Raw genomic sequence first — 23,954 nt, 5'->3', positions numbered from 1 at the left:
TGTCCGTCATCCTGGCATGCATAAACAGAAAAGCGCGCGCTGACGGGCGGGGGCGCTCAGCGGATGCCGAGCGCCTTTTTCACATCGCGCCAGTCCACCAGCTTGTAATTCTGCTGCTTGGCGTCGCTGTCGCAGACGGCATCGGAAGGGTCTTCATGCCCGTCGCCATCGCAATGATCGTGCACGGCGATGGCACCTTCCGGATAGGTGCCGATCGGCCCTGACCAAGCGCTGAGACCATCCGTCTGGGTGACCGGGTCGATGCCGCCGCCGCCGACACGGAAACGGCCGATGAAATCATGCGCGCCGCCGGCAATGTCCCAGACTGCAAAGGCGCTGTCGCCCTGGCTGGACGCGATGAGGAAAGTGCGGCCAGCATCGCGCATCAGCGTCAGCCCCTCGACATCCGCAACCATGATGCGCCCATCCACGCCGGCGATGGAACGCGGCGCTTCCGCCGGGCGGCGCAGGGACATCTGCCAGATGCCCCTGTCTTCCTCGCCGACATAGAGGTCGCCTGTCTCGTCGTTCACGACACAACCTTCGGTCTGGCTGCGCAGCTTCCAGCTGTGGCGAAGCTGCATGGCGGGCTTGCCGTCGGCACCGGGCGCGATGGCAAAGGCCAGAACCGCGCCCTTCTTGTTGTTGGGAATGACGAGCGTTTCGCCATCCACCTGCCCCATGCAGAAGCCATAGGGCTCGCCGAACTGCCGCGGTGTCGGCAGATGACCCCAGCGCTCGACCTTCAGGGTTTCCGGGTCGAGCAGCCAGGTCATGATGCCGAATTTTGCCCTTTCGGTCGCCGCCACCAGAACCATCGGCCGCCCGTCCAGCATGATCGGGCGCAGGTCCACATTGTTCATCGGGCCATCGGCAAGGAACTGCCGCACCGCGCCATCCATGCCGTGCACATAAAGGCCGATGGACTTGTCGGTGCCGATGAACAGCGCGCGGGACGGATCTTCCGGGTGGCGCCACAGTACCGGGTCATCCGCATCGACCTTCGGATTGTCGGCGACGCGGGTTTCCAGGACGGCGGCAACCCAGGGCGCCTCGACAGGCGGCAACGCCGCCGTCCGGGGTGCAGCCTGAGGGACCGCACAGCCGGCGACAAGGGCAAGGGCAGCAAGAAGTGGCGCGCGCATCAGAAGCTCGCCTTCACGCCGAACTTGCCGGTCAGCTTATATTCTTCATATTGCAGCAGGCGGTTGCGGCCCGGACCCTTCTGATAGGCCGTGTATTTGGCGTTGTTCAGGTTCACCAGTTCGGCGAAGAGCTGGATGCCATCCGTCACCTTGTATTTCGCCGACAGGTCGACCTGGAAATGGGATTTCACCCAGCGGTCGCGCTCGGCTTCGCTGCCCAGTTCATCCAGATAGCCATCGCGGAAAGCGCCGGCCACGCGGAAGGAGAAGCCGCCCCGGTCATAGCCGAGCACGGCGTTGAAGGTGTGCTTCGAAGCGGCCGGCAGCGGAATGCTGCGCGTTCCAGTCTCGAAGGGAACATCGCCCTTCGCATCGGTGAAGGTGTAGTTCAGGTTCACCAGCAGCCCGTCGAAGGGCGCGGGCAGGCCCGTCAGGGCATGGCTGTAGCTGGCTTCGAAGCCGAAGACTTCTGCCTTGTCGCCGTTCAGCGGGATGATCGCCTCATTGTAGGGAATGCCGGCGAAGCTGCCGTCCAGGAATTCGACATCGACGATGAAGTCCTTGATGGACTTGTAGAAGACGCCGCCCTGCACGACCGCCTTGGGGGCGAAATAATATTCGAGCGTGGCGTCGAAGTTCCAGGCCCGGTAGGGCTTGAGGTCCGGGTTGCCGAACTGGCCGCTGCGGAAATTGTCCTCGTCTTCCTCGATGACGAAGCGCGGCGCGAGCTTGCCGAAACCGGGGCGCATGAGGGACCGGAACGCACCCACGCGCGCCACCACATCGTCGGACAGGTTCGCCCGCACATTGAGGCTCGGCAGCCAGTCGGTATAGCCCTTGCGCAGGCGCACACTGTCGATGAAGAGGGTGTCATCCCCCAGTTCGACACCGCCCACGATCGCACCTTCCTCGACGAGATCGAGCCGGTTGCCCGAAAGCAGCGTATCGGTGCGCTCGACGCGAAGGCCGCCGATGATGCGGACGCTGCTGCTGTCGTAGCGGCCCTGCAGATAGGCCGCGAGCACATCCTCCTCGGCGCGGTAATTCTCTGCGTTGGACGCGAAATCACTGTCGAGGCTGTTGCGCTCGAAATTGGCGTAGCCGTTGGTGTCGAGGAAGGCGCGCACCTTCGACAGATCGGCCACCGGCCCCATGTCGGCCAGGCCGTAGCTTTGCGTGCCGAGCACGTCGGCAAGGCTGAAGTCGCCGTCATAGCCATCATAGATGTCGATGACGAAATCCTGCCGCTTTTCGCGCAGACGGGCCTTGCCGCCGAACTTCAGCTCGAATTCGCCCTGGTCGAGCGAGAAGGCGCGCGCGATGTCGGTGCGGAAGCTCCACTCCTTGTCCTTGGCGTCCTCGCGCGTCGTGCGCTCCAGCAGGCTCAGGCTGTAGCGCGACGGATCGAGGAAATTGGCTTCGCCGAAACCGATGGAATAGCCGGGGCGCACCATGTCGGAATAGTCGAAGCTCACCCCGAGCGCGCCGGGCGACTGGAAGCGCTGGCGGAAGCGGATCGGGTCAATGGAGCCGTTTTCCTGCTGGTCGGCATAGGACCAGGCCGCCGAATAATCGAGGGTCCAGGGGCCGATTTCGGTCTTGCCGCCGGCCGAGATCGTGGCGATCGACTGGACTTCGCGCCGGTCCTTCAGGTCGCGGCGGACTTCGATGCGGCCATCCGCGGAATCGAAGGTGGCGGTCGTGTCGGTGCCGGCTGCCGGTTCCTCGTTCATGCCGAAGATCAGCCGCCGGCGCAGCTCGGTATCGTTGAACTTGCTGTAGAGACCGCGCACGAACAGGGTCGTCGTATCCCCGGCGCGGACATCGAGACCGAGGTTGCCGCCCCAGCGGATGCGGGTGACATCATAATCCCGATATTCGACATCCTCGGCATAGGCGAGGCCGTCGTCCGTCTGGCTCCAGCCGTCCATCTCGATATTGTCCGTCGAGAATTTCCGGCGGTTCCAGCTGAAGCCGCCGGACAGGCCGAGATTCTCGCCCAGGCGCTGCGAGAAATCGACGCCGAACTTGGGCGACCATTCTTCCGATAGCTGGTTGTAGCTGCCTTCGGCGCTCAGCGTCAGGAAGCCGGTCTTGCGGTCGAAGGCGCTGGTGGTGCGGATGTCGAGCGAGCCGCCGATGGTGTCGGCATCCATGTCGGGCGTCAGCGACTTCCGGATCTCGATCGATTCGATCAGCTCGGACGGGACGACATCGAGCGCGACCTGACGGTCCGCTCCACCCGTCGCCAGCACGCGGTTGCCGTTGATCGACGCGGAGTTCAGCTCGGGGCTGAGGCCGCGCACGGAAACGAAGCGGCCTTCACCCTGGTCGTTCAGCACATTGATGCCGGGCGCCCGGCGCAGTGATTCCGCCACATTCTGATCGGGGAACTGGCCGATGGCGTCGCGCGTCAGAACCGTCGTCACCGTATCGGACGAACGCTGGCGGGCGATGGCGGACAGGAGCGTCGCCTGCTGGCCGAGAACGAGGATGTTCTCGATCGCCGTGCCTTCGGCGGACATGGCGAAAGCAATCTGCACGACGCCATCGTCACCGACCGTCACGCTCTGCGTCTGCTCGGTGGCGCCGGCAAAACGGGCGACGACATCATAGGTGCCCGCCTGGAGATCGGAGAAGCGGAACCGGCCGGCATTGTCGGCCGTCGCCGTGCGCCCGAGCGAGGGGATCAGCAGTTCGGCGCCCTGAAGCGGGCGGACGCCGCTGGAATCGGCAACCACACCCGTGATGGTGGACGCCATGGCCGCCGATGCGATGAAGCTGGTGCCCATGAGCAGGACGCCGACGCGAAACAGTCTGTTCATTTTCTTTTCCCTGAACCAAGTCCGGCGTTCCCTTGCAGGCCATCCGTGACGGTTGCGCAAAAGTCCGGTGACGGTTCGATGAAAGACTGGTGACATCAATGTTGCACCGGCACCGCCAGAACCCGCACGGGCAGGAAAGGGAAGGCAGGAAAGGGCCGCAATGACTTGACGCTGGCGGCCATGAAGGCAGGGTGCCATCAGCAATCATCATGACGGGGCAGGCAATGGAGACTGACACGGCCAGGGAAAGGCCAGCCGACGCCAGGGGCGGCCGGCTGCAACGAATCTTTCCCGTGCTGGACTGGGGCCGGCACTATGGCACCGGCACCTTCACCAATGATCTGGTGGCAGCCGCCATCGTCACCATCATGCTCATTCCGCAAAGCCTCGCCTATGCGATGCTGGCCGGCCTGCCGCCGGAAGTGGGCCTTTATGCATCGATCCTGCCGCTCGTCGCCTATGCGATCTTCGGCACCAGCCGCGCACTGGCGGTGGGGCCAGTCGCCGTCGTCTCGCTGATGACGGCGGCCGCCGCCGGCAGCGTCGCCCAGCAGGGCACGCCCGAATATCTCGTCGCCGCCATCGCGCTGGCGCTGCTGTCGGGCCTGATGCTGCTGGTGATGGGCTTTCTGCGGCTGGGTTTCCTTGCCAACCTGCTGTCTCACCCGGTCGTTTCCGGCTTCATCACGGCAAGCGGCCTCATCATCGCCATCAGCCAGGCGAAGTCCATTCTGGGCATTTCAGGCAGCGGCGATGCGCTGCCCGAACTTCTGACCACCCTTGCCCGCAACATCGGCGACACGAACTGGCCGACGCTCGTCATCGGCGTGCTTTCGACCGCCTTTCTCTTCTGGGTGCGCAAGGGGCTGAAGCCTTTGCTGATGCGCCTCGGCATGGCGGCGCGCCCGGCCGATCTCACGGCCAAGGCCGGCCCCATCCTTGCCGTCTTTGCATCGTCGCTCGCCGTCGTGCTGCTCGACCTTGAGGCAAAGGGCGTGAAGACGGTGGGCTCGATCCCGCAGAGCCTGCCCCCCTTCGCCGTGCCGGACATCGACCCCGCCCTCTGGGAAAAGCTGTGGGTGCCGGCCCTGCTGCTCAGCGTGATCGGCTTCGTCGAATCCGTGTCCGTCGGGCAGACTCTGGCAGCCAAGAAGCGGCAGCGCATAGAGCCGGATCAGGAACTTGTGGCCCTTGGCGCATCGAACGTCGCCTCGGCCTTTTCGGGCGGCTATCCCGTGACCGGCGGCTTTGCCCGCTCAGTCGTGAACTATGACGCCGGGGCCGAAACGCCGGCGGCCGGCGCCTTCACGGCTGTCGGGCTGGTGATGGCCTCGCTGTTCCTCACGCCCTATCTCGCCTCGCTTCCCATCGCGACGCTGGCCGCCACCATCATCGTCGCCGTTCTCAGCCTTGTCGATCTGCACACGCCGCGGCTGGTCTGGCGCTATTCCCGCATGGATTTCGCCGCCATGGCCGCCACCATCGGCATCACGCTTCTGGCCGGGGTGGAACCGGGGGTTATCGCGGGCGTCGTCGTCAGCCTCGCGCTCTTCCTGTGGCGCTCCGCCCGGCCGCATGCCGCCGTGGTGGGCCGGGTGCCCGGCACCGAGCATTTCCGCAACGTCAAGCGCCACAAGGTGCTGACCGATCCGCGCATCCTCACCATCCGGGTGGACGAATCCCTCAGCTATCTGAATGCCCGCTGGCTCGAGGATTATGTGATGGCGGAAGTGGCCAGCCACCCCGAACTTCGCCACCTCGTCCTCATGAGCTCGGCCGTGAACGCAATCGATGCCTCCGCCCTCGAAAGCCTGGAAGCGATCAACCACCGCCTCGCGGATGCCGGTGTCACCTTCCATCTTTCGGAAGTGAAAGGCCCGGTGATGGATGCGCTGCATCGTTGCCACTTCCTCGAACAGCTGACAGGCGAAGTCTTCCTGTCGCAGAACGACGCCTTCTCGAGCCTGCTCGAACGTGCCGAGGCCGAGGCGACGCCGGCCCCCCGGCCGGACCTGTGGCTGGCGCGGGGCCTGATCTGAGGCATCTTTCCGCACGCAGCTACGGCAACGGAAAAGGCCCGGCCCCTTTCGGAACCGGGCCTTCTATATCCGCCGGCAATCGCCTCAGGCGAGGTCGAACCGGTCCGCGTTCATCACCTTCGTCCAGGCGGCGATGAAGTCCTGCACGAACTTCTCGCGGCTGTCGTCCTGGGCATAGACTTCGGCATAGGAGCGCAGGATCGAATTGGAGCCGAAGACAAGGTCGACCCGCGTTGCCGTCCACTTCACGGCATCGGTCTTGCGGTCGCGGATCTCGTAGAGATTCCCGCCAGTGGGCACCCAGCGCCATGCCATGTCGGTCAGGTTGACGAAGAAATCATTGGTGAGCGTGCCGGGGCGGTCGGTGAAGACTCCGTGCCGCGTGCCGCCATGGTTGGTGCCAAGGACACGCATGCCGCCGACAAGCACGGTCATTTCCTTCGCCGTCAGGCCCATGAGCTGCGTGCGGTCGAGGAGCATTTCCTCGGGCGTGACGACATAATCCCGCTTCTGCCAGTTGCGGTAGCCATCGGCCAGCGGCTCCAGCGGCTCGAAGGAGTCCGCATCCGTCATGGCGTCGGTTGCGTCTCCGCGGCCGGGGGCAAAGGGCACGGTCACGTCATGGCCCGCAACCTTCGCCGCCTGCTCGATCCCGACATTGCCAGCGAGCACGATGACATCGGCGATGCTCGCCCCGGTTTCGGCAGCAATGCCTTCCAGCACGCCAAGCACACGCGACAGGCGGGCCGGCTCATTGCCTTCCCAGTCCTTTTGCGGGGCAAGGCGGATGCGCGCGCCATTGGCGCCACCCCGCATGTCGGAGCCGCGGAAGGTGCGCGCGCTGTCCCAGGCGGTCGAGACCATCTCGGCGATGGCAAGGCCGCTGGCCGCGATGCGCGCCTTCACGCCATCCACGTCATAGCCGGTGGGGCCGGCGGGCACGGGATCCTGCCAGACGAGATCTTCGGCCGGGACGTCAGGGCCGACATAGCGCGTCTTCGGACCCATGTCGCGGTGGGTCAGCTTGAACCAGGCGCGGGCGAACACCTCCGAGAAATAGGCCGGATCCTTGTGGAAACGCTCGGAGATGGCGCGATAGGCAGGGTCCATCTTCATCGCCATGTCCGCATCGGTCATGATCGGATTGTGGCGGATCGAAGGATTCTCGGCATCGACGGGCTTGTCCTCCTCGCGGATGGAGACAGGCTCCCACTGCCAGGCGCCGGCGGGGCTCTTCTTCAGTTCCCACTCATGGTTCAGCAGCATGTCGAAATAGCCATTGTCCCAGCGGGTCGGGTGCGTAGTCCATGCCCCCTCGATCCCGCTGGTGACCGTGTTGCTGCCAATGCCGCGCGCCTTGTGATTCATCCAGCCAAGGCCCTGCTCCTCGAGGTCGGTGCCTTCGGGGGCCGGACCCAGCAGGGCGGCATCGCCATTGCCATGGCATTTACCGACCGTGTGGCCACCGGCGGTGAGCGCCACGGTTTCCTCGTCGTTCATGGCCATGCGGGCAAAGGTGATCCGCACGTCATGGGCGGTCTTCAGCGGGTCGGGCTTGCCGTCGACGCCTTCCGGGTTGACGTAGATGAGACCCATCATCACCGCAGCCAGCGGGTTTTCGAGATCGCGCTCGCCGGAATAGCGGCTGTTCTCGCTGCCGCTGGGGGCGAGCCACTCCTTCTCGGAGCCCCAGTAGATGTCCTTTTCCGGGTGCCAGATGTCTTCGCGGCCAAAGGCGAAGCCATAGCTTTTCAGCCCCATGGATTCATAGGCGATGGTGCCAGCGAGGATGATCAGGTCGGCCCAGCTGATGCGGTTGCCGTATTTCTTCTTGATCGGCCACAGAAGCCGGCGCGCCTTGTCGAGATTGGCATTATCCGGCCAGGAACTGATCGGCGCGAAGCGCTGGTTGCCGGTGCCGCCGCCACCACGGCCATCCGCGATTCGGTAGGTGCCGGCCGAATGCCAGGCCATGCGGATCATCAGGCCGCCATAATGGCCCCAGTCGGCAGGCCACCAGTCCTGGCTGTCGGTCATCAGGGCGCGCAGGTCACGCTTCAGCCCTTCGACATCGAGCGTCTTCAGCGCCTCGCGATAGTTGAAATCCGGCCCGAGCGGATTGGTCTTGCTGTCATGCTGGTGCAGGATGTCGAGATTCAGCGCCTTGGGCCACCAGTGCATCTGATCCGATCCCATGCTGGTGCTTCCGCCATGCGCGACCGGGCATTTTCCGGATTGCTGCGTCATCTGTCGTCATCTCCCGCCAAAATCATTCCAGAAGTCTGCGACCGGCTGGCCGCTTCCGGAGCCAGTCTAGGCACAGGGCGGTTACAGTCCAGCGAAACAGGCCGAAGACTTTGATCGACTGACCCGATGGGCAAGCCTGTGGAGAAGGCGCGGAATGGCGGGACAGGCGAAGAGTGGACGAAGCCTGACACCCCGCGCCACCCGGTGAGGGCCGGGAACATCCAGCGGAATGTTCGGGGGAGAGACTGGAGCGGGCGAAGGGATTCGAACCCTCGACTTCAACCTTGGCAAGGTTGCGCTCTACCCCTGAGCTACGCCCGCTCGCTGGTGAGACCAGCCCTGAAATCCCGTTTCCGGGGCTCCGTGGCCGGAGAGCATCTCGTCGCGGTCTTGCCGCGTCGGGGGGCGTTAGACGAGTCGCGCCGGGGTTGCAAGCCCCTTCCATCATGAAGCGATGCACCCCATATGCATTTTACGATTTTTCCACCCGACGGAGACAAAATTGGCCAGCCTTTCCATGTCCGCCGACGAGCGCGCCGCGATCGAAGCCTTTCGCCGTGACGCCATCGAAGCCTCGATCGACAAGCTTGTCCTTGTCCGCTTCACCGCCGACTGGTGCGGCCCGTGCAAGCAGCTCGGACCGCTGATCGACAAGCTGGTGTCCGAAGCCGGGCCGCGCGTGGCGCAGGTGGTGGTGGATGTGGACCGGCAGCCCCTGATCGCCTCGCAGTTTCGCGTGCAATCGGTGCCCACGGTCTATGCGATGGTCGGCGGGCAGCCGGTCGATGGCTTCGTCGGCGCCAAGACAGAGCGTGAAATCAAGGGCTTCATCGAGAAGCTGGTCGCCACCCTCCCGCCCGAGGAAGGCGAGGACAATCTCGACGCCATCGTCGAGGCCGCCAATGCCCTGCTCGCCGCCGGAGAAACGGATCAGGCAGCCCAGGCCTTTGCGGCGCTGGCACGTGAAGCGCCCGAACGCGCCGACGTGATCGCGGGGCTTGCCCGCGCGCTCATCGCCCGTGGCGATCTCGATGGTGCTGAAGCAGCCCTCGGCACGCTCGCGGACGACAGCAAGGACCAGTCCCTCATCCAGGCCCGCGCGGCGCTGGATCTGGCCCGGGCGGCAGCCCCCGCTGGCGAGCTTGCCGAACTCGAATCGCGGATCGCCGCCGACCCGGCCGACCATGAAGCCCGGCTGGCGCTTGCCAACGCCCTTTTCGCGGCGGGCAAGCAGGATCTGGCGGCAGAACAGCTTCTCGGCTCGATCGCCATCGACCGGGACTGGAACGAAGGCGCGGCGCGCGCCCAGCTTCTGAAGTTCATCGATGCCGTCGGCTTCGGCGACCCCTGGTCGATCGGTATACGCCGCAGGCTTTCGTCGATCCTGTTCGCATGATTCAGCCGCCCGTCAGCATGGCCGAACTTCCGGGGCGGGTCCGCCTGTTCCCGCTTTCGGGCACGATCCTGCTGCCGCGCGCGGTCCTGCCGCTCAACATCTTCGAGCCGCGTTACCTGGCCATGGTGCGCGACGCCATGGCCGGTGACCGCCTGATCGGCATGGTGCAGCCTGTCACCGGCCTGCCCGAAAAGCGGCCGGAGCTTTACGATGTCGGCAGCATCGGCCGGATCACCCAGTTTTCCGAGACCGGCGACGGGCGCTACCTGATCTCGCTGACAGGAATAGCCCGCTTCCGGATCGTCGGGGAATTGCCGGTCACCACGCCCTACCGCCAGGCAGAGGTGGATCATGCCGCCTTCGCAGCCGACTGGGAACCTGCTGCCCCGCTTGCCGCCCCGGCGCGCGCCGCGCTCGAACAGGCGCTGCGCGACTATCTCGACAGGCTGGACCTTTCGGCGGACTGGGATGCCGTGAAATCGGCCGATGACGAAAGCCTCGTCAACACGCTGAGCCTTGTCTGCCCCTTCCAGCCAGCCGAAAGGCAGGCGCTGCTGGAAGCCCCGGCCCTTGCCGATCGCACCGAAACCCTGACCACCCTGATGCAGTTTGCACCCGGCCCCGATCAGGATGAAACGCTGCAATGACAGGCACGCAACAGCCCGATCCGACAATGCTGGCGCTGCTGTTGTGCCCGGTGTCGCGCGGCCCCCTCACCTTCCTGCCGCAGGAGGGGGTTTTCGTTTCCGTGCACGCGGGCCTTGCCTATCCGCTAAAAGAGGGCGTGCCCGTTCTTCTGGCGGAAGCAGCCATGCCCTGGCCGCCCGCCCGGCAGGAAGCCGGCAGGCCTGCCTAGCCCAGTTCCCCGCGCAGCAGCGGCGGCAGATCTCCTGCTTCGCCGCGCGCGATCTTCATGAAGGCCCGGCGCAACGATGGCAGCCGGTTGACGGCTGCAAGGCCGGTGGTGCGGATGGCCTGTGCCGCGCGGCCGGGAATGCCGAACAGGCGGGCAAGGCCATCAGTGGCGAAGGCGGTAGTGAAATTGTCGGCGCGCCGCCAGCGCTCGTAGCGCCGGGCAACATCGGGGTGGCCGAGGTCGAGGCCGATCCGGGCAGAGGATGACAGCACTTCGGCAAGCGCCGCGACATCGCGCAGGCCCATGTTGAGCCCCTGCCCGGCAATCGGGTGGATGCCGTGCGCTGCATCCCCGACAAGGATCAGCCGTTCCGCCCAATAGCGTTCCGAATGATGCAGCCCCAGCGGATAGCTCTGCGCGGGCGCGATCAGCTCCAGCTTGCCGAGAAAGCCGCCCATGCGCTTTTCCGCCTCATGCGCGAGGGCGCGCGCAGACAGCGCCATGACGCCCGCCGCATCCGCGTTGCGCACCGTCCACACCAGCGCCGAGCGATGGCGGCCATCGGGCAGGTCGGTCATGGGAAGCTGGGCGAAGGGGCCATCCGAATAGAAGAGTTCGGACGCGACATTGTCATGCGGCCGTTCGTGCGAAAGCATCGTCACGATGGCGGTGCCGTCATATTGCCAGCGGGCGCCTCTTATGCCGGCCTGCCGCCGCAACATGCTCTGCCGCCCGTCGCAGGCGAGGATCACGGGGGCATGAAGCCGGCGCCCGTCTTCCAGAAGGACAGACGCGCGGTCCGCGCCACGCTCCACGCTTGCGATGCTGGCCGGGGCGAACAGCTGGATGCGGCTTTCGGCGCGCAGCTTTTCCAGAAGCCCGCCGCGCAGCGCCCGGTTTTCCAGCATGATGCCCAGCGGCTCGGCCGGTTCGGCCTCGGCGCTGTCGAAGTGCAGATGGCGGGGCGAAAGCCCGTCCGTCACGCGGATGGCGCGTATGGGGCAGCCCTGCTGGTCAAGCAGGTCGCCCAGCCCCAGCGCCCGCAGCATCCGCGCGGTGGACGAGGCTATGGCCGAGGCGCGACCGTCGAATGCCGGCGCCATGTGCGCATCCGGGTCGGCGCGTTCGATCACGGCGACGTCGAGATCATGCGCGGCCAGGGCCAGAGCGAGGGCAAGGCCGACAAGGCCCCCTCCCACGATCAGGGCATCATGGCTGGCGTCTTCGGGCCTGTCCTTTTCAGGGCGGGTCTCAGGGCTTGCGTCGGGCTTGCTGGTCATCCCTTCCTGATAGACCGCCAGGGCGGCTTGCCCAAGTGCTTCCGCGCGGCTGCGACGACAGAGGGCAAGCCCAAATTTCAGGCAGCCGCGCCGGCCGCCCTCAAAATCTGCCCCCTTTTCAGGCAGGCACTCAATGGTGCCACGCGCCCGCCCCCTGCTCTCAAGGTTGGCACGAAACTTGAATAGGATGTTTCCGGGTGCCAACCGGCTCCTGTGCTCGCTTCGAGGCCTCTGGTCTCATTCCCTTCATGGCCCGGACAAACCCTGTCCGGGCCATTTTTTTGCCTGCCTCTGCGCAAGGCGGAAAAATCGCCCGCCACAGGGCGCGGAAGCCTGCGGCACATATCAGGAACATGCGCTTGACCTGCCCTGCCCTGAAAAGGCATTGGTGCATGAAGCCCGGCCCAGCGGCCCGGCATTGCCCGCATGGCGCGCGAAACGGAGGATCCGGTGGCGACATCCACGCAATCGCTGATGGACGCGGCGCCCTGGCGGCGCGCCGAGGGCGGCCATGAAGGCGGGCGCACCGGCCGCGCCCTGCGCCTTGCCGGCCGCATGCTGCTCGGGCTCTTCCTCTTCGGCCTTGGGCTGCTGCTTGCCGGCGCGCTCATCAGCCACCGTCCTGAGGATCCCTCCTTCAACAGCGTCACCGAAGCCGCCCCTGCAAACCTCGCGGGAAGCGTCGGCGCCCATGTCTCCGATCTGCTGCTTCAGGGCTTCGGCCTTGCCGCCGTCCTGTCCGTGCCGATCTTCCTTGTCTGGGGGGTGCGCATTCTGTCGGGCTGGCCCGTCCGGCAGCCCCGTGCCGCCCTTCTGCGCACGGCGGGGGCGATCATCATCGCCGCCATTGCCCTGGGGCTCGCCTGGCCGGCGCCCATCGGCGCGCTCGATGCGGGCGCGGGCGGCGTTGTCGGCCATGCCGCCGCAAAGGCGATGGCGGCCCTGCCGTGGCCCGAAGGCTTCGACCCGGCTTTCGCCAGCCTCGGCGCCGCGCTTGTCTTCGGCCTGGGCGCCATCGCCCTGTTCATATGGGGGCTGGGGCCCGACCGGGCAGAACTTGCAGCCTTCGCCCGCCTGACCGGCTGGAGCAGAAGCGGCCCTGAACGCGCTGACCGGGGAAGCGCGGATCGGGAAGAAGCCGCCTCCACGGACGATGCTGGTGGCCGCGACCGGGAAAGCGAACGCGCCATCGCGCGCCCCACGGATGGCAAGGCCCGGCGCAACCCGCCGCCACCGCCAGAAGCGGAAGCGACGACACGGCGGATCATCGGCCCGGCGCCGCGCCCGCAGCCCACGCGCGAGCGGCCCGACCGGCAGCCTGCCCTGCAACTGGGTGACAGGCCCGACCTGCCGCCACTCGATCTTCTGAACCCGCCCCCGCGCCAGAGCGAGGCCCGGCTTGACGAGGCGGCGCTGGAGCAGAATGCGCGGCTGCTCGAATCGGTGCTCGAGGATTTCAGCGTGAAGGGCCGGATTGTCGGGCTGGCGCAGGGACCTGTCGTCACGCTCTACGAGCTTGAGCCGGCACCGGGCATCAAGGCCAGCCGGGTCATCGGCCTCGCCGACGACATCGCCCGTTCCATGTCGGCCGTTTCGGCGCGCGTCGCCGTCATTCCCGGGCGCAATGTCATCGGGATCGAGCTGCCCAACATGAAGCGGGAAATGGTCTCGCTGTCCGAACTGCTCGCCTCCGAAAGCTTCCAGGCGTCATCCGGCACGCTGCCGATGATTCTCGGCAAGGACATTTCCGGAAGCCCCGTTGTCGCCGATCTCGCGCCCATGCCGCACCTGCTGATTGCCGGCACCACCGGATCGGGCAAGTCGGTCGGGCTCAACGCGATGATCCTGTCGCTGCTCTACCGGCTTCGCCCGGACCAGTGCCGCATGATCATGATCGATCCGAAGATGCTGGAACTCAGCGTCTATGACGACATTCCCCATCTGCTCGCCCCGGTGGTGACAGACCCGCCAAAGGCGATCCGCGCGCTCAAATGGGCGGTGGAGCAGATGGAGGAACGCTATCGCAACATGGCGCACATCAATGTGCGCTCGCTGTCAGGCTACAATGAGCGGGTGCGCGAGGCGCTGAAATCGGGCAAGCCCTTCACCAAGCGGGTCCAGACCGGCTGGGACGAGGAAGGCAAGCCCGTCTTCGAGGATGTGACCCTTCCGCTCGAACCGCTGCCGCTGATCGTGGTTGTTGTCGACGAACTGGCCGACCTGATGATGACGGCCGGCAAGGAAGTGGAATTCCTGATCCAGCGCCTCGCCCAGAAGGCGCGCGCGGCCGGCATCCATCTCATCATGGCGACCCAGCGCCCGTCGGTCGATGTCATCACCGGGGTCATCAAGGCCAATCTGCCCACGCGGATCAGCTTCCAGGTGACGAGCAAGATCGACAGCCGCACCATCCTGGGCGAAATGGGCGCCGAGCAGCTGCTGGGCAAGGGCGACATGCTCTACATGCCGGGCGGCAAGCAGGTCCTGCGCGTGCACGGCCCTTTCGTCTCCGACGAGGAGGTGGAGGCCGTGGCGAAGCACTGGAAGGCGCAGGGCAGGCCCGACTATATCTCGAGCGTGACGGAAGAGCCGGAAGGCGGGGACGGCTTCGAATCGATCGGCATGCCGAAAACCGGCGGCAAGGCCGGCGCCGCATCGGGCGACGGGGATCTTCTCACCCAGGCGATCCAGATCGTCGCCACCTCGCGCAAGGCCACCATCTCCTATCTGCAGCGCAGCCTGCGGATCGGCTATAATTCCGCCGCCAGGCTGATCGAGCAGATGGAGGAAATGGGCCTTGTCTCCTCCCCCGATCATGTCGGCCGCCGCGAAGTGCTGATGGACGAGGCCGGCAACCGCATGTAACCCTGTGGCGAGCCTGTGGCGGGCAGCCACCCGCCCCGGCGGGCGGCGCATGGTGCCGCAGCCGCATTGCGCCAAAGCGGGCTGAAGCGCATCTTCAGGCCATGAACCCCTTGCGCTCCCGCATAGCCAGTGAAGTGCGGCGCATGTTCGCCGCCCCCGGTGGCAGGCCGGCCGTGGTTCCGGCCCCGCCGGATCAGCGGCTTCTGCCGCAAGGCTCTGTCTCCTTCGATGTGCATGCGGATGTCACCACCATGATGATCGGCGGCATTTCGGCCCTGCTGCTGCAGATGCTGCACCCCGCAGCCCTTGCCGGTGTCTGGGATTTTTCCAACTTCCGCAATGACATGGCAGGTCGCCTGCAGCGAACGGCTGCCTTCATCGCGGACACCAGCTTCGCCAGCGCCAGCGATGCCGATGCCGCCATCGCACGGGTCAGGCGCATTCACGCGAAGGTGCGCGGCACGCTGCCGGATGGCTGCCACTACCATGCGGACGATCCCCGCCTGCTTGCCTTTGTCGGTGTGACAGAGGCATTGTCCTTCCTTGCGGCATGGAGGCGCTATCGCGAGCCAGCCATGCGCCTGCACCGGCAGGACCGCTACATCGCCGAGCAGGCGCTCATTGCCGAACGATTGGGGGCAGCGCCAATGCCGCGCACCCGCCGGGCGGCCGAAGCGCTGCTCGCCACCTGCCGGCAGGATCTGAAAGCTGATGCCCGCACCCGCGAGGTTGCCGGCCTGATCCTCTCGGCCCGGCCGTCCGCGCAGGGTTTCACCATTCCGCGGCGGCTGATGCGGGATGCGGCGATCGACCTTCTGCCTCCATGGGCAAGACAGATGCACGGGCTGACCGGGCAAGGCCTTCCCGCGCCTGTCATCCATGCCGGCGCATCGGGCCTTTCGGCGCTGCTGAACTGGGCTCTTGCGCCGGGGCGCGCGCCGGCAGAGCGGACTGGCAAGGAGGGCTGAGCCGGCCCTGCCCGGCTTGCACAGCGCCAGCATTCACCCCAGAGACAGGGCATGTTTGCTTTCATCCCTGCCATGGACAAGACACGCGCATGACCAGCGCGCTCGCCACCCTTCTCGGCGGTATCGGCCTCTTCCTTCTCGGCATGACAATGCTGACGGACGGGCTGAAGGTCACGGCCGGTCCCGCGCTTCGCACCCTGCTCGAGCGCTGGACCCGTTCGGCACCCCGCGGCCTTCTGGCCGGCATTCTGATCACCGCGCTTGTCCAGTCGTCCAGCGCCGTCACGGTGGCGATCGTGGGCTTCGTGAATGCCGGCCTCCTCAGCCTGTCTCAGGCGATCTGGGTGGTCTTCGGCGCCAATATCGGCACCACCATGACAGCCTGGCTCGTGGCGATGGTGGGGGTAAAGCTGGACGTGGGTGCACTTGCCCTGCCGATGCTGGGGGCTGGCATGCTTCTTTCCATGGTGGCCAGCCAACGCGAACGGCTGGCCGGTTTCGGCCGCGCAATTACCGGCTTCGGCCTTTTCTTCCTGGGCATTGCCCTGCTGCAGGGAGGCTTCGCCGGAATCACGGAGCATGTAGCGCTTCCATCGCACTGGGGCAACGGCCCGCTGGCGCTTCTGGCCTTTGCCGGCATCGGCGTAATCCTCACCACCATCACCCAGTCCTCGAGCGCGGCAGTCGCCATCACGCTGACAGCTGCCAGCGCCGGAAGCATAACCCTGCTGCCGGCCGCCGCCGTGGTGATCGGCACCAACATCGGCACCACATCGACCAGCCTGTTCGCCGTAATCCGTGCGACACCGGCGGCACGGCGCGTGGCGCTCGCCCATGTCGTCTTCAACCTGATGACAGGCGCCGTCGCGCTCCTGATGCTGCCATGGATTCTCGAAATATCCCTGTGGATTTCGGGCACGTTCCTGCACAATCCCCTGCCGGCAACGGTGCTGGCCGTGCTTCACACCCTGTTCAACCTGCTGGGCGTCCTGCTCATCTACCCGCTGGCGCCCCGGCTCACGCACTGGCTCTCCGGGCTTTTCGTCCAGCCGGACGAGGATGCATCCCGCCCCAGATATCTCGACCGCACGCTGGCCGAAGTTCCGGCGCTGGCGCGTCGCGGCCTCCTGCTCGAGGTTGCGCGCATGGCGGGCCTGCTGTTCGGCCCTGCGCGGGAAAAGGTGGCCGACAGTGGCACGCCGGACATGGCGGTGCGCCATGAAGCCCTGCTGGAACTTGGCCGCGCGATCCGCGCCTTCATCGCCGATGTTACAACGCGACGCCTGCCGGAAGAGGATGTGGGCGCGCTTGCCGACGGCCTGCGCGCCATCCAGCATCTGGAAGATGGCGCGGAGGCAGCGCGCCTGATCAACCCGGTTCACCGCCGCGATGGCGGAAGCCCCGCCCTGTGGGCCGCCCTTTCCGATCAGGCCCTGTCTGCGCTCGAACTGCTGCCGGGCGGCCCCGCCTATGCCGATGCAATCATCGAGCGGCGGACGCGTCTGGAAGATGCCTATGAGGCCCTGAAAGCCGACCTGCTGCAAGCCGCCGCGCGCGGCGCGATCACCCCGGATGCACTCGACAAGGCACTGGGCGAGGCGCAGGCCATCCGCAGCGTGGCCCGTTCCGGCCTGAAGGCCCAGCGCCGTTTCCTGCGCTGGGTGCCCGACGGTGAAATTGCCACCCTCGCCTGAGCTGCGGCAACAAAAAAGGGGGCCGGTCGCCCGGCCCCCCGATCTTCGCTGAACGCCACCCTTACATGTTGGGGTAATTGGGGCCCCCGCCGCCTTCCGGCGACACCCAGTTGATGTTCTGGGTCGGGTCCTTGATGTCGCAGGTCTTGCAGTGGACGCAGTTCTGCGCGTTGATCTGCAGCCTCGGCTCACCTTCTTCCTTGCCGACGATCTCATAGACGCCAGCCGGGCAGTAGCGCTGCGCCGGCTCGTCATAGAGCGGCAGGTTGATCCGCGTCGGGACGGTCGGATCCTTCAGGGTCAGGTGGATCGGCTGGTCTTCCTCATGGTTGGTGTTGGAAAGGAAGACGCTCGACAGCTTGTCGAAGCTGATCACGCCATCGGGCCTGGGGTATTCGATCGGGTGGCAATGCTCCTTGCGCCACAGCTGCTCATGATCGGGCTTGTGGCCCAGGGTGAAGGGCATGCGGATGCCAAGCGATTCCGCCCACATGGTGGCGCCTGCCAGCGCCGTGCCCACGGTCCCGCCCAGCTTCGCCACCAGCGGCTCGGTGTTGCGCACCATGCGCAGCTCCTTTTCCACCCAGCTCGACTGATAGGCATCCGCATAGGCGGTGAGCTCGTCAGACTGGCGCTGGCTGGCAATCGCATCGACCGCAGCTTCGGCTGCCATCATGCCCGTCTTCATGGCGGTGTGGCTGCCCTTGATGCGCGGCACGTTCACGAAACCGGCCGAGCAGCCGATCAGCGCGCCGCCCGGGAAGGTCAGCTTCGGAACCGACTGCCAGCCGCCCTCGTTGATGGCGCGCGCGCCATAGGCGACGCGGCGGCCGCCTTCCAGCACGGCGCGGATGGCCGGGTGGGTCTTCCAGCGCTGCATTTCATCGAACGGCGAAAGATGCGGGTTGCGGTAGGACAGCGCCACCACGAAGCCCAGCGCGACCTGGTTGTTGGCCTGGTGATAGAGGAAGCCGCCGCCCCAGGCATCGGAAAGTGGCCAGCCCTGGGTGTGGATGACCCGGCCAGGCACATGCTTTTCGGGGTCGATGTCCCACAGTTCCTTGATGCCGATGCCATAGACCTGGGGCTGGCTGTCGGCGGCGAGATCGAAGCGCCTGATGAGCTGCTTGGAAAGATGCCCCCGCACGCCTTCGGCAAAGAAGGTGTATTTGGCGTGCAGTTCGAGGCCCGGCTGATAGTTGGGGCCATGGCTGCCATCGCGCTGGACGCCCATGTCGCCGGTTGCCACGCCCTTCACGCTGCCGTCATCGTTGAAGAGAACCTCGGCAGCCGGGAAGCCGGGGAAGATCTCGACACCCAGCGCCTCGGCCTGGCCCGCCAGCCAGCGGCACATGTTGCCGAGGCTGCCGGTATAGGTGCCGGCGTTGTTCATGAAGGTGGGCATGATGAAATGCGGGAAGTCGTATTTCTTCCCCCTGGTCAGCACCCAGTGATGGTTTTCGGTCACGGGAACCTCGGCCATGGGGCAGCCCTGCTCGCGCCAGTCCGGGATCAGCTCGTCCATCGCCTTGGGGTCGAAAACGGCGCCCGAAAGAATATGCGCACCCACTTCGGAGCCCTTTTCGAGCACGCAGACGCTGAGGTCGACCCCCTTCGCATTGGCCACCTGCTTGGCGCGGATGGCCGCCGAAAGTCCCGCCGGGCCAGCGCCCACGATCACCAGATCATAGGGCATCGCTTCGCGTGTCGTCATTCCTGTCGCCTTTTCGGTTCTCGGATGGGCGGCGCCGCCCCCCCTATACTGCCTTGCTGTTCGATGAGCCTCTATTCATCGCAGAGCAGCCGGTTTTCAACCGGAAATGCTGCAGCGCCGTCCTGCCTGCCCTTGACCGATGCGTCCAGCCTGCCAAAAGTCGCGCCCCATGCACAAGGGTCAGCACGCAGCGAACCGGCCGGGCCTTCCGGAAGGGGCGGTATCGGCCCTGCTGGACTGGTGGGCGCTTTCCGGCGCCGGCCTGCCCGTGGCAGATGCGCCGCGCCCATGGCTTGCCGCCAGCGCGGAAACAGCGCCTGCACAGGATCCTCAGCCAGTCAAACCGATAGTCAAACCGGCCACGCGCGAGAATGTTCCAGCACCCCGGGAAGCGGCGCGGGCGGCCCCAGCAGGCGGCGCGCGGCGTCGGATCCCTGCCGAGGCGCTGGCAGGCGCCACCAGCCTCGATGCGCTGAAGGCGCTGGTCGAGGCCCATGCCCCCGGCGCCCCCTTTGCCGACGGCAACCCGTCTTCCGGCCTGATGCTGCTGGGCGAAGCGCCTTCGCCCGAAGACCTGCGCACCGGCCGCCCCTTCACCGGCCCGGCCGGCCACTTCCTAGACAGGATGCTTGCATCCGTCGGGCTGGACCGCAGCCGCTGCTACATCGGCCTCGTCTGCCCGCTGAACCCCCTGCCCGGCACGCCGCAGCCCGATTCCATTGCCGAACAGCTGCCGCTGCTGAAGGCCCATGTGCGGCTGGCCGCGCCACGGCTCTTGCTGCTGATGGGCAAGGTGCCGGCACACGCCCTCACCGGCGAGCGCCGGCCCATCGGCCAGCTGCGCGGCCAATGGCTGGAGGCCGATTGCAGCGCCGGACCCGATTCCACGCCCGTGCCGGCCCTGGCCACCTGGAACCCGGCCTATCTGCTGCGCGCGCCCGAAGCCAAGGCCAGCGCCTGGGCTGATCTTCTGACCCTCAAACGGAGACTGCTGCAATGAAGCGCCTTCGTGCCCTTGCGCTGGCCTGCTGCGCCCTGCCGCTTGCCATGGCGGCCACGCCCACACTCGCCAGCAGCGGGAATGGTGCACCGGCCCGGCCGCTTGCCTCGCCCTTCACCGCGGCGGAACGGGCCGTTCCGGCCCAGCTTTCCGCCGCCCAGCGCCAGCAGTATCGCCAGATCTTCGCCGCGATCGAGGCCGGCCGGGTCAGTGCCGCGCGCGCTGCGCTCGACGCCATGGCGCCCGGCCCCCTGCATGCCGTGGCGGAAGGGCAGATCCTTGCCGCCCAGGGCCCATCGGCAGGGCTGACACGGCTGGTCGCGTGGCTCGAAGCCAACCCCGATTCACCGCAGGCGCCGGCCATCGCCGCCCATGCCCGCAAGGCCGGGGCCACGGTCTTGCCGCCCCTTGCCCGCACCAAGCGGCTTACCCCCGTGCGCCTGACCCCGGGCCCTGGGCCGCGCAGCGCCCGTCCGTCTTCGCCCGTCGACGAAGCCTTCGCGCGCGAGGCGCGAAGCCTGATCGATGCAAACACCCCCGGAGAAGTCGAATCGCTGGCATCGCGCCTCGGGTCTGGCCTTTCTGCGGAGGTCCGCAGCGAATGGCTGCAACGTGCCGCTTGGGATGCCTATCTCGATCTTGACGACCGGCTGGCAAAACGCCTCGGCGCACTGGCGGCCGAGGGCGCGAGCGACTGGGCCGCGTTCGGCCACTGGGTCGCGGGGCTGGCCAGCTTCCGGATGGATGACTGCGACACGGCCGCACGCCATTTCGATGCCGCCGGGCAGATCTATGTCGCCCCGGCCGACCTGCGCTCGGCAGCCGCCTTCTGGGCGGCGCGCAGCCATGTGCGCTGCGGCCGGCCACAGCTTTCGGCGGACCGGCTGCAAGCCGCCATCGCGCGCGAGAAGGACGGTTTCTACGGCCTGCTGGCGGCGCGAACCCTTGGCCTCGAACCGGAATTCGACTGGCGCGAACCGGATTTCATCCAGGCGGACTGGACGACACTGAAAGGTCATGCCGGCGCACAGCGCGCCGTGGCACTGATGGAATCCGGCCAGCCCGGCCTTGCCGACCGCGAGCTTCGCCACCTGGCCGCCGCCACCGCGAACGAGACCTATGAACCCATATTGCGGCTGGCAGCGCGGCTGAACCTGCCGGCGACGCAATATTGGCTGGCGCAGAACCCGCCGCCGGGCATGATGCCGCCCATGTCCGCCCGCTTCCCGACCCCGGACTGGAAGCCGCTGAAAGGCTGGCGGGTGAACCGCAGCCTTGTCTTTGCCCACGCCCTGCAGGAATCGAAATTCATCAACCGGGCGCGGTCCGGTGTCGGCGCGCAGGGTCTGATGCAGATCATGCCCGGCACCGCACGGGACCTCGCGCGCGCGCTTGAAATCGAGCATGACGAGGCCCTGCTCGCAGACCCCAGCTTCAACGTGGAGTTCGGGCAGAGCTACCTCGAACAACTGCGCGACAGCGCCCACACAGGCGGCCTGCTGCCCAAGGTGGTGGCTGCCTATAACGCCGGGCCGGGGTCTGTGCGGAACTGGAACAATGGCGGGCTGAAGGACAATGGCGATGTTCTGCTCTTCATCGAGAGCATCCCCTTCCGCGAGACGCGCCATTATGTCGAAGTGGTTCTGCGCAATTACTGGCTCTACGAACTGAAGCAGGAAGCCGCCCTTGGCCGGCCGACACCCGGCAGCCGGAGCATCGCCATGGTGGCTGCCGGCCAGTGGCCGCGCTTCCCAGAAGCCGACTGAGGCGTCCGGTGCCGATCGACGAAAGCCGCCCCTTCCGCCCGGTGCGTATCGCCGTGCTGACCATATCCGACACGCGCACCCTGGCCGATGACCGCAGCGGCGAGACGCTTGCCGCCCGCGTGGAGGCGGCCGGGCATGTGCTGGCGGACAGGCGCATCGTGAAGGACGAGACAGACACGATCATCGAGACCATGGCCGGTTGGGTGGATGACCCGCATGTCGACTGCATCATCTCGACCGGGGGCACCGGCATCACTGGCCGGGACGTGACCCCGGAAGCCGTGGAAGCCCTGTGCGACAAGCTCATTCCGGGCTTCGGCGAGCTGTTCCGCATGCTGAGCTACCAGTCGATCGGCACCTCCACCATGCAGTCGCGCGCCCTGGGCGGGATTGCACGCGGCACCTTCATCTTCGCCCTGCCCGGCAGCACCGGCGCGGTGAAGGATGGGTGGGACGGCATCCTTTCGTTGCAACTCGACAATCGGCACACGCCCTGCAATCTTGTGGAACTGATGCCAAGGCTCACGGAAAGATAGATTTCAGGATTGTAATATTGTATTGCGGTCCTGAAACGAATCGGCGAACGAGAGCCATCCGGGGAGTTGCGTCTTGGGCTATATCGACCTCAATCTCTTCCCCATCCTGATTGCAACGCTGGCCGGGCTCATGATCGGGCTGGGCTATTATCTGACGGCCGAACCGGCCCGACGGCCGCCCCTCGACTTCCTCATCCTCACCGCCATCGCCGAATTCTGGATGGCCTGCATCCTCGCCGGGGCGCTGATCCTTGCGCCGAAGCAGACCGATGCCTGGGTGATGGCCATCGGCAGCGCCGTCATCATCTGGATCGGCTTCATCGTGCCGGTTCTGCTGATCACGCTGCGATTCCGCGAGCATCCCGGCCCCATGGCCGCGGCAGACAGCCTGCACTGGCTGGTGGTGCTGCTCGCCCAGGCCAGTGTCATGCAATATCTGGGGCTGATCGCACCGCCCGCTTGATTGCGCGTTCCTGTTATGTTCTCATCCGGCCATGGACGAGCCGGATGCGATTCGCGCCTTGGCACCGCAGGCGCGGGGCCGCGGCGCCACCGACAACAGGACAAGCCGGCGCTTCGGCCTGCCAGCCCGCGAAGCCGATGGCGACTGGCTCGATGCCGCCCTGTCAGGAGATAGCCTGCCACCGCTTCGCACCACCGTCACCGAACTCAGGCCGCGCACGATCCTCAGTTTCAACGATTCGCCCGATATCCCGTTCGACCGTTCGCTCAACGCCTATGCCGGCTGTGAACATGGCTGCATCTACTGCTTCGCCCGGCCGGGCCATGCCTTTCATGATCTTTCGCCGGGCCTCGATTTCGAAAGCCGGCTCTTCGCCAAGCCGGATGCCCCCGCCCTTCTGCGCGCCGAACTGTCACGCCGCACCTATTTGCCAAGGGTGCTCGCCATGGGCACCAACACCGATCCTTACCAGCCGGTCGAGCGCCATTACCGGATCACGCGGCAGGTGCTGGAAATCTGCCTCGATGCCCGCCACCCCGTCAGCATCACCACCAAGTCTGACCGGGTGCTCGATGATCTGCCGCTGCTGAAGGCGCTGGCGGCGCAGGGTCTCGTTTCAGTGATGCTCTCCGTCACCACGCTGCAAGCCGCACTTGCCCGCGCGATGGAGCCGCGGGCCGCCGCCCCCCACAGACGGCTGCACGCCATCCGGGTGCTGGCGCAGGCAGGCGTTCCGGCCATTGTCTCGGCTTCGCCGATGATCCCGGGCCTCAATGATCATGAGCTGGAAGCGATCCTGGAGGCCGCCGCCGCCGCCGGTGCGCGCGGGGCCTATTGCCAGCCGCTGCGCCTGCCGCACGAGGTGGCCGGCCTGTTCGATGCCTGGCTGCAGACCCATGCCCCCCATAGGCGCGGCAAGGTGCTGAACGCTGTCAGGGCGTTGCGTGGCGGGCGGCTGAACGACCCGCGCTTCGGCAGCCGCATGCGGGGCGAAGGGGAATGGGCGCGCCTGCTCGCACGGCGACATGCCGCCACCTGCAGGCGGCTTGGGCTGGACCGCCCGCCTGCCCTGCGGTGCGACCTCTTCCGCAAACCCGCCGACCCTGCCCAGCCGGATCTCTTTGCCTGAACAGGCCAGCCTGCCCCAGCAGGGCAGACGC

Annotated in this window: 17 protein-coding genes and 1 tRNA gene; 12 read left to right on the top strand and 6 right to left on the bottom strand. The window is 66.5% G+C overall.

All coding sequences use genetic code 11. From position 1 onward, the window contains the following. Positions 1 to 56 precede the first annotated feature (56 nt). Positions 57 to 1,145: a phytase gene (locus tag ACUJ46_RS02940; protein ID WP_445388948.1), complete on the bottom strand. Its 1,089-nt coding sequence runs from the start codon at positions 1,143 to 1,145 to the stop codon at positions 57 to 59. After that, complete coding sequence (locus ACUJ46_RS02935; protein ID WP_445388947.1) at positions 1,145 to 3,970, bottom strand: TonB-dependent receptor; 2,826 nt, start codon at positions 3,968 to 3,970, stop codon at positions 1,145 to 1,147. Before ACUJ46_RS02935 ends, ACUJ46_RS02940 begins: the two co-directional genes overlap by 1 nt. Positions 3,971 to 4,194: 224 nt before the next feature. On the opposite strand from ACUJ46_RS02935, the gene ACUJ46_RS02930 reads away from it, so the two are divergent. Then, the gene (locus ACUJ46_RS02930; protein WP_445388946.1) at positions 4,195 to 6,009 is read left to right on the top strand and encodes a SulP family inorganic anion transporter; all 1,815 of its coding nucleotides are present in this window, start codon (positions 4,195 to 4,197) and stop codon (positions 6,007 to 6,009) included. Between the two features lie 84 nt (positions 6,010 to 6,093). Here ACUJ46_RS02930 and katG read toward each other — a convergent pair whose 3' ends face one another. Both katG and ACUJ46_RS02920 read right to left on the bottom strand, forming a co-directional pair. Continuing rightward, positions 6,094 to 8,256: a catalase/peroxidase HPI gene (gene katG / locus ACUJ46_RS02925; protein WP_445388945.1), complete on the bottom strand. Its 2,163-nt coding sequence runs from the start codon at positions 8,254 to 8,256 to the stop codon at positions 6,094 to 6,096. Between the two features lie 246 nt (positions 8,257 to 8,502). Next, a tRNA-Gly gene (locus ACUJ46_RS02920) sits at positions 8,503 to 8,577 on the bottom strand. Positions 8,578 to 8,758: 181 nt separating this feature from the next. Between ACUJ46_RS02920 and ACUJ46_RS02915 the strand changes: the two genes are divergently transcribed. From ACUJ46_RS02915 to ACUJ46_RS02905, 3 genes are read left to right on the top strand one after another with little or no spacing between them, the layout of a single operon-like run. Continuing rightward, on the top strand, positions 8,759 to 9,652 hold the full coding sequence (locus ACUJ46_RS02915; protein ID WP_445388944.1) for a tetratricopeptide repeat protein: 894 nt from the start codon (positions 8,759 to 8,761) through the stop codon (positions 9,650 to 9,652). A gap of 17 nt (positions 9,653 to 9,669) precedes the next feature. Continuing rightward, entirely contained in the window at positions 9,670 to 10,299 is a 630-nt protein-coding gene (locus ACUJ46_RS02910) for an LON peptidase substrate-binding domain-containing protein (RefSeq protein ID WP_445388943.1), read from the top strand. Beyond that, positions 10,296 to 10,508, top strand: coding sequence for a Trm112 family protein (locus ACUJ46_RS02905; RefSeq protein ID WP_445388942.1), 213 nt, complete (start codon positions 10,296 to 10,298; stop codon positions 10,506 to 10,508). Before ACUJ46_RS02910 ends, ACUJ46_RS02905 begins: the two co-directional genes overlap by 4 nt. Here the strand turns inward: ACUJ46_RS02905 and ACUJ46_RS02900 are convergent. Then, positions 10,505 to 11,788, bottom strand: coding sequence for an FAD-dependent oxidoreductase (locus tag ACUJ46_RS02900; protein WP_445388941.1), 1,284 nt, complete (start codon positions 11,786 to 11,788; stop codon positions 10,505 to 10,507). The genes ACUJ46_RS02905 and ACUJ46_RS02900 overlap by 4 nt on opposite strands. A gap of 426 nt (positions 11,789 to 12,214) precedes the next feature. Between ACUJ46_RS02900 and ACUJ46_RS02895 the strand changes: the two genes are divergently transcribed. The 3 genes from ACUJ46_RS02895 (at position 12,215) to ACUJ46_RS02885 (ending at position 17,315) form a co-directional block, all read left to right on the top strand. Beyond that, complete coding sequence (locus tag ACUJ46_RS02895) at positions 12,215 to 14,653, top strand: DNA translocase FtsK 4TM domain-containing protein (RefSeq protein ID WP_445388940.1); 2,439 nt, start codon at positions 12,215 to 12,217, stop codon at positions 14,651 to 14,653. A gap of 143 nt (positions 14,654 to 14,796) precedes the next feature. After that, positions 14,797 to 15,621 (top strand): oxygenase MpaB family protein, encoded by an 825-nt coding sequence (locus ACUJ46_RS02890; protein ID WP_445388939.1) that lies wholly within the window; start codon positions 14,797 to 14,799, stop codon positions 15,619 to 15,621. 89 nt (positions 15,622 to 15,710) lie between these two features. Beyond that, complete coding sequence (locus tag ACUJ46_RS02885) at positions 15,711 to 17,315, top strand: Na/Pi cotransporter family protein (protein WP_445388938.1); 1,605 nt, start codon at positions 15,711 to 15,713, stop codon at positions 17,313 to 17,315. 61 nt (positions 17,316 to 17,376) lie between these two features. Here the strand turns inward: ACUJ46_RS02885 and ACUJ46_RS02880 are convergent, their stop codons facing one another. After that, a complete protein-coding gene (locus ACUJ46_RS02880; protein ID WP_445388937.1) occupies positions 17,377 to 19,029 on the bottom strand; it encodes an electron transfer flavoprotein-ubiquinone oxidoreductase in 1,653 nt (550 codons plus the stop codon). A gap of 169 nt (positions 19,030 to 19,198) precedes the next feature. On the opposite strand from ACUJ46_RS02880, the gene ACUJ46_RS02875 reads away from it, so the two are divergent. The 5 genes from ACUJ46_RS02875 (at position 19,199) to ACUJ46_RS02855 (ending at position 23,923) form a co-directional block, all read left to right on the top strand. Next, on the top strand, positions 19,199 to 20,029 hold the full coding sequence (locus ACUJ46_RS02875) for a uracil-DNA glycosylase (protein ID WP_445388936.1): 831 nt from the start codon (positions 19,199 to 19,201) through the stop codon (positions 20,027 to 20,029). Continuing rightward, positions 20,026 to 21,795, top strand: coding sequence for a lytic transglycosylase domain-containing protein (locus ACUJ46_RS02870; RefSeq protein WP_445388935.1), 1,770 nt, complete (start codon positions 20,026 to 20,028; stop codon positions 21,793 to 21,795). Before ACUJ46_RS02875 ends, ACUJ46_RS02870 begins: the two co-directional genes overlap by 4 nt. Positions 21,796 to 21,803: 8 nt before the next feature. Further along, complete coding sequence (gene moaB, locus ACUJ46_RS02865) at positions 21,804 to 22,331, top strand: molybdenum cofactor biosynthesis protein B (protein WP_445388934.1); 528 nt, start codon at positions 21,804 to 21,806, stop codon at positions 22,329 to 22,331. Positions 22,332 to 22,404: 73 nt separating this feature from the next. Then, positions 22,405 to 22,794, top strand: coding sequence for a DUF1761 domain-containing protein (locus tag ACUJ46_RS02860; RefSeq protein WP_445388933.1), 390 nt, complete (start codon positions 22,405 to 22,407; stop codon positions 22,792 to 22,794). A 31-nt stretch (positions 22,795 to 22,825) separates the two neighbouring features. Continuing rightward, the gene (locus ACUJ46_RS02855) at positions 22,826 to 23,923 is read left to right on the top strand and encodes a PA0069 family radical SAM protein (protein WP_445388932.1); all 1,098 of its coding nucleotides are present in this window, start codon (positions 22,826 to 22,828) and stop codon (positions 23,921 to 23,923) included. Positions 23,924 to 23,954: the final 31 nt, after the last annotated feature.

Source organism: Sandaracinobacteroides sp. A072 (assembly GCF_052616365.1).
The sequence above is the reverse complement of the archived record's forward strand: the minus strand, read 5'-3'. Positions and strand labels throughout refer to the sequence as shown.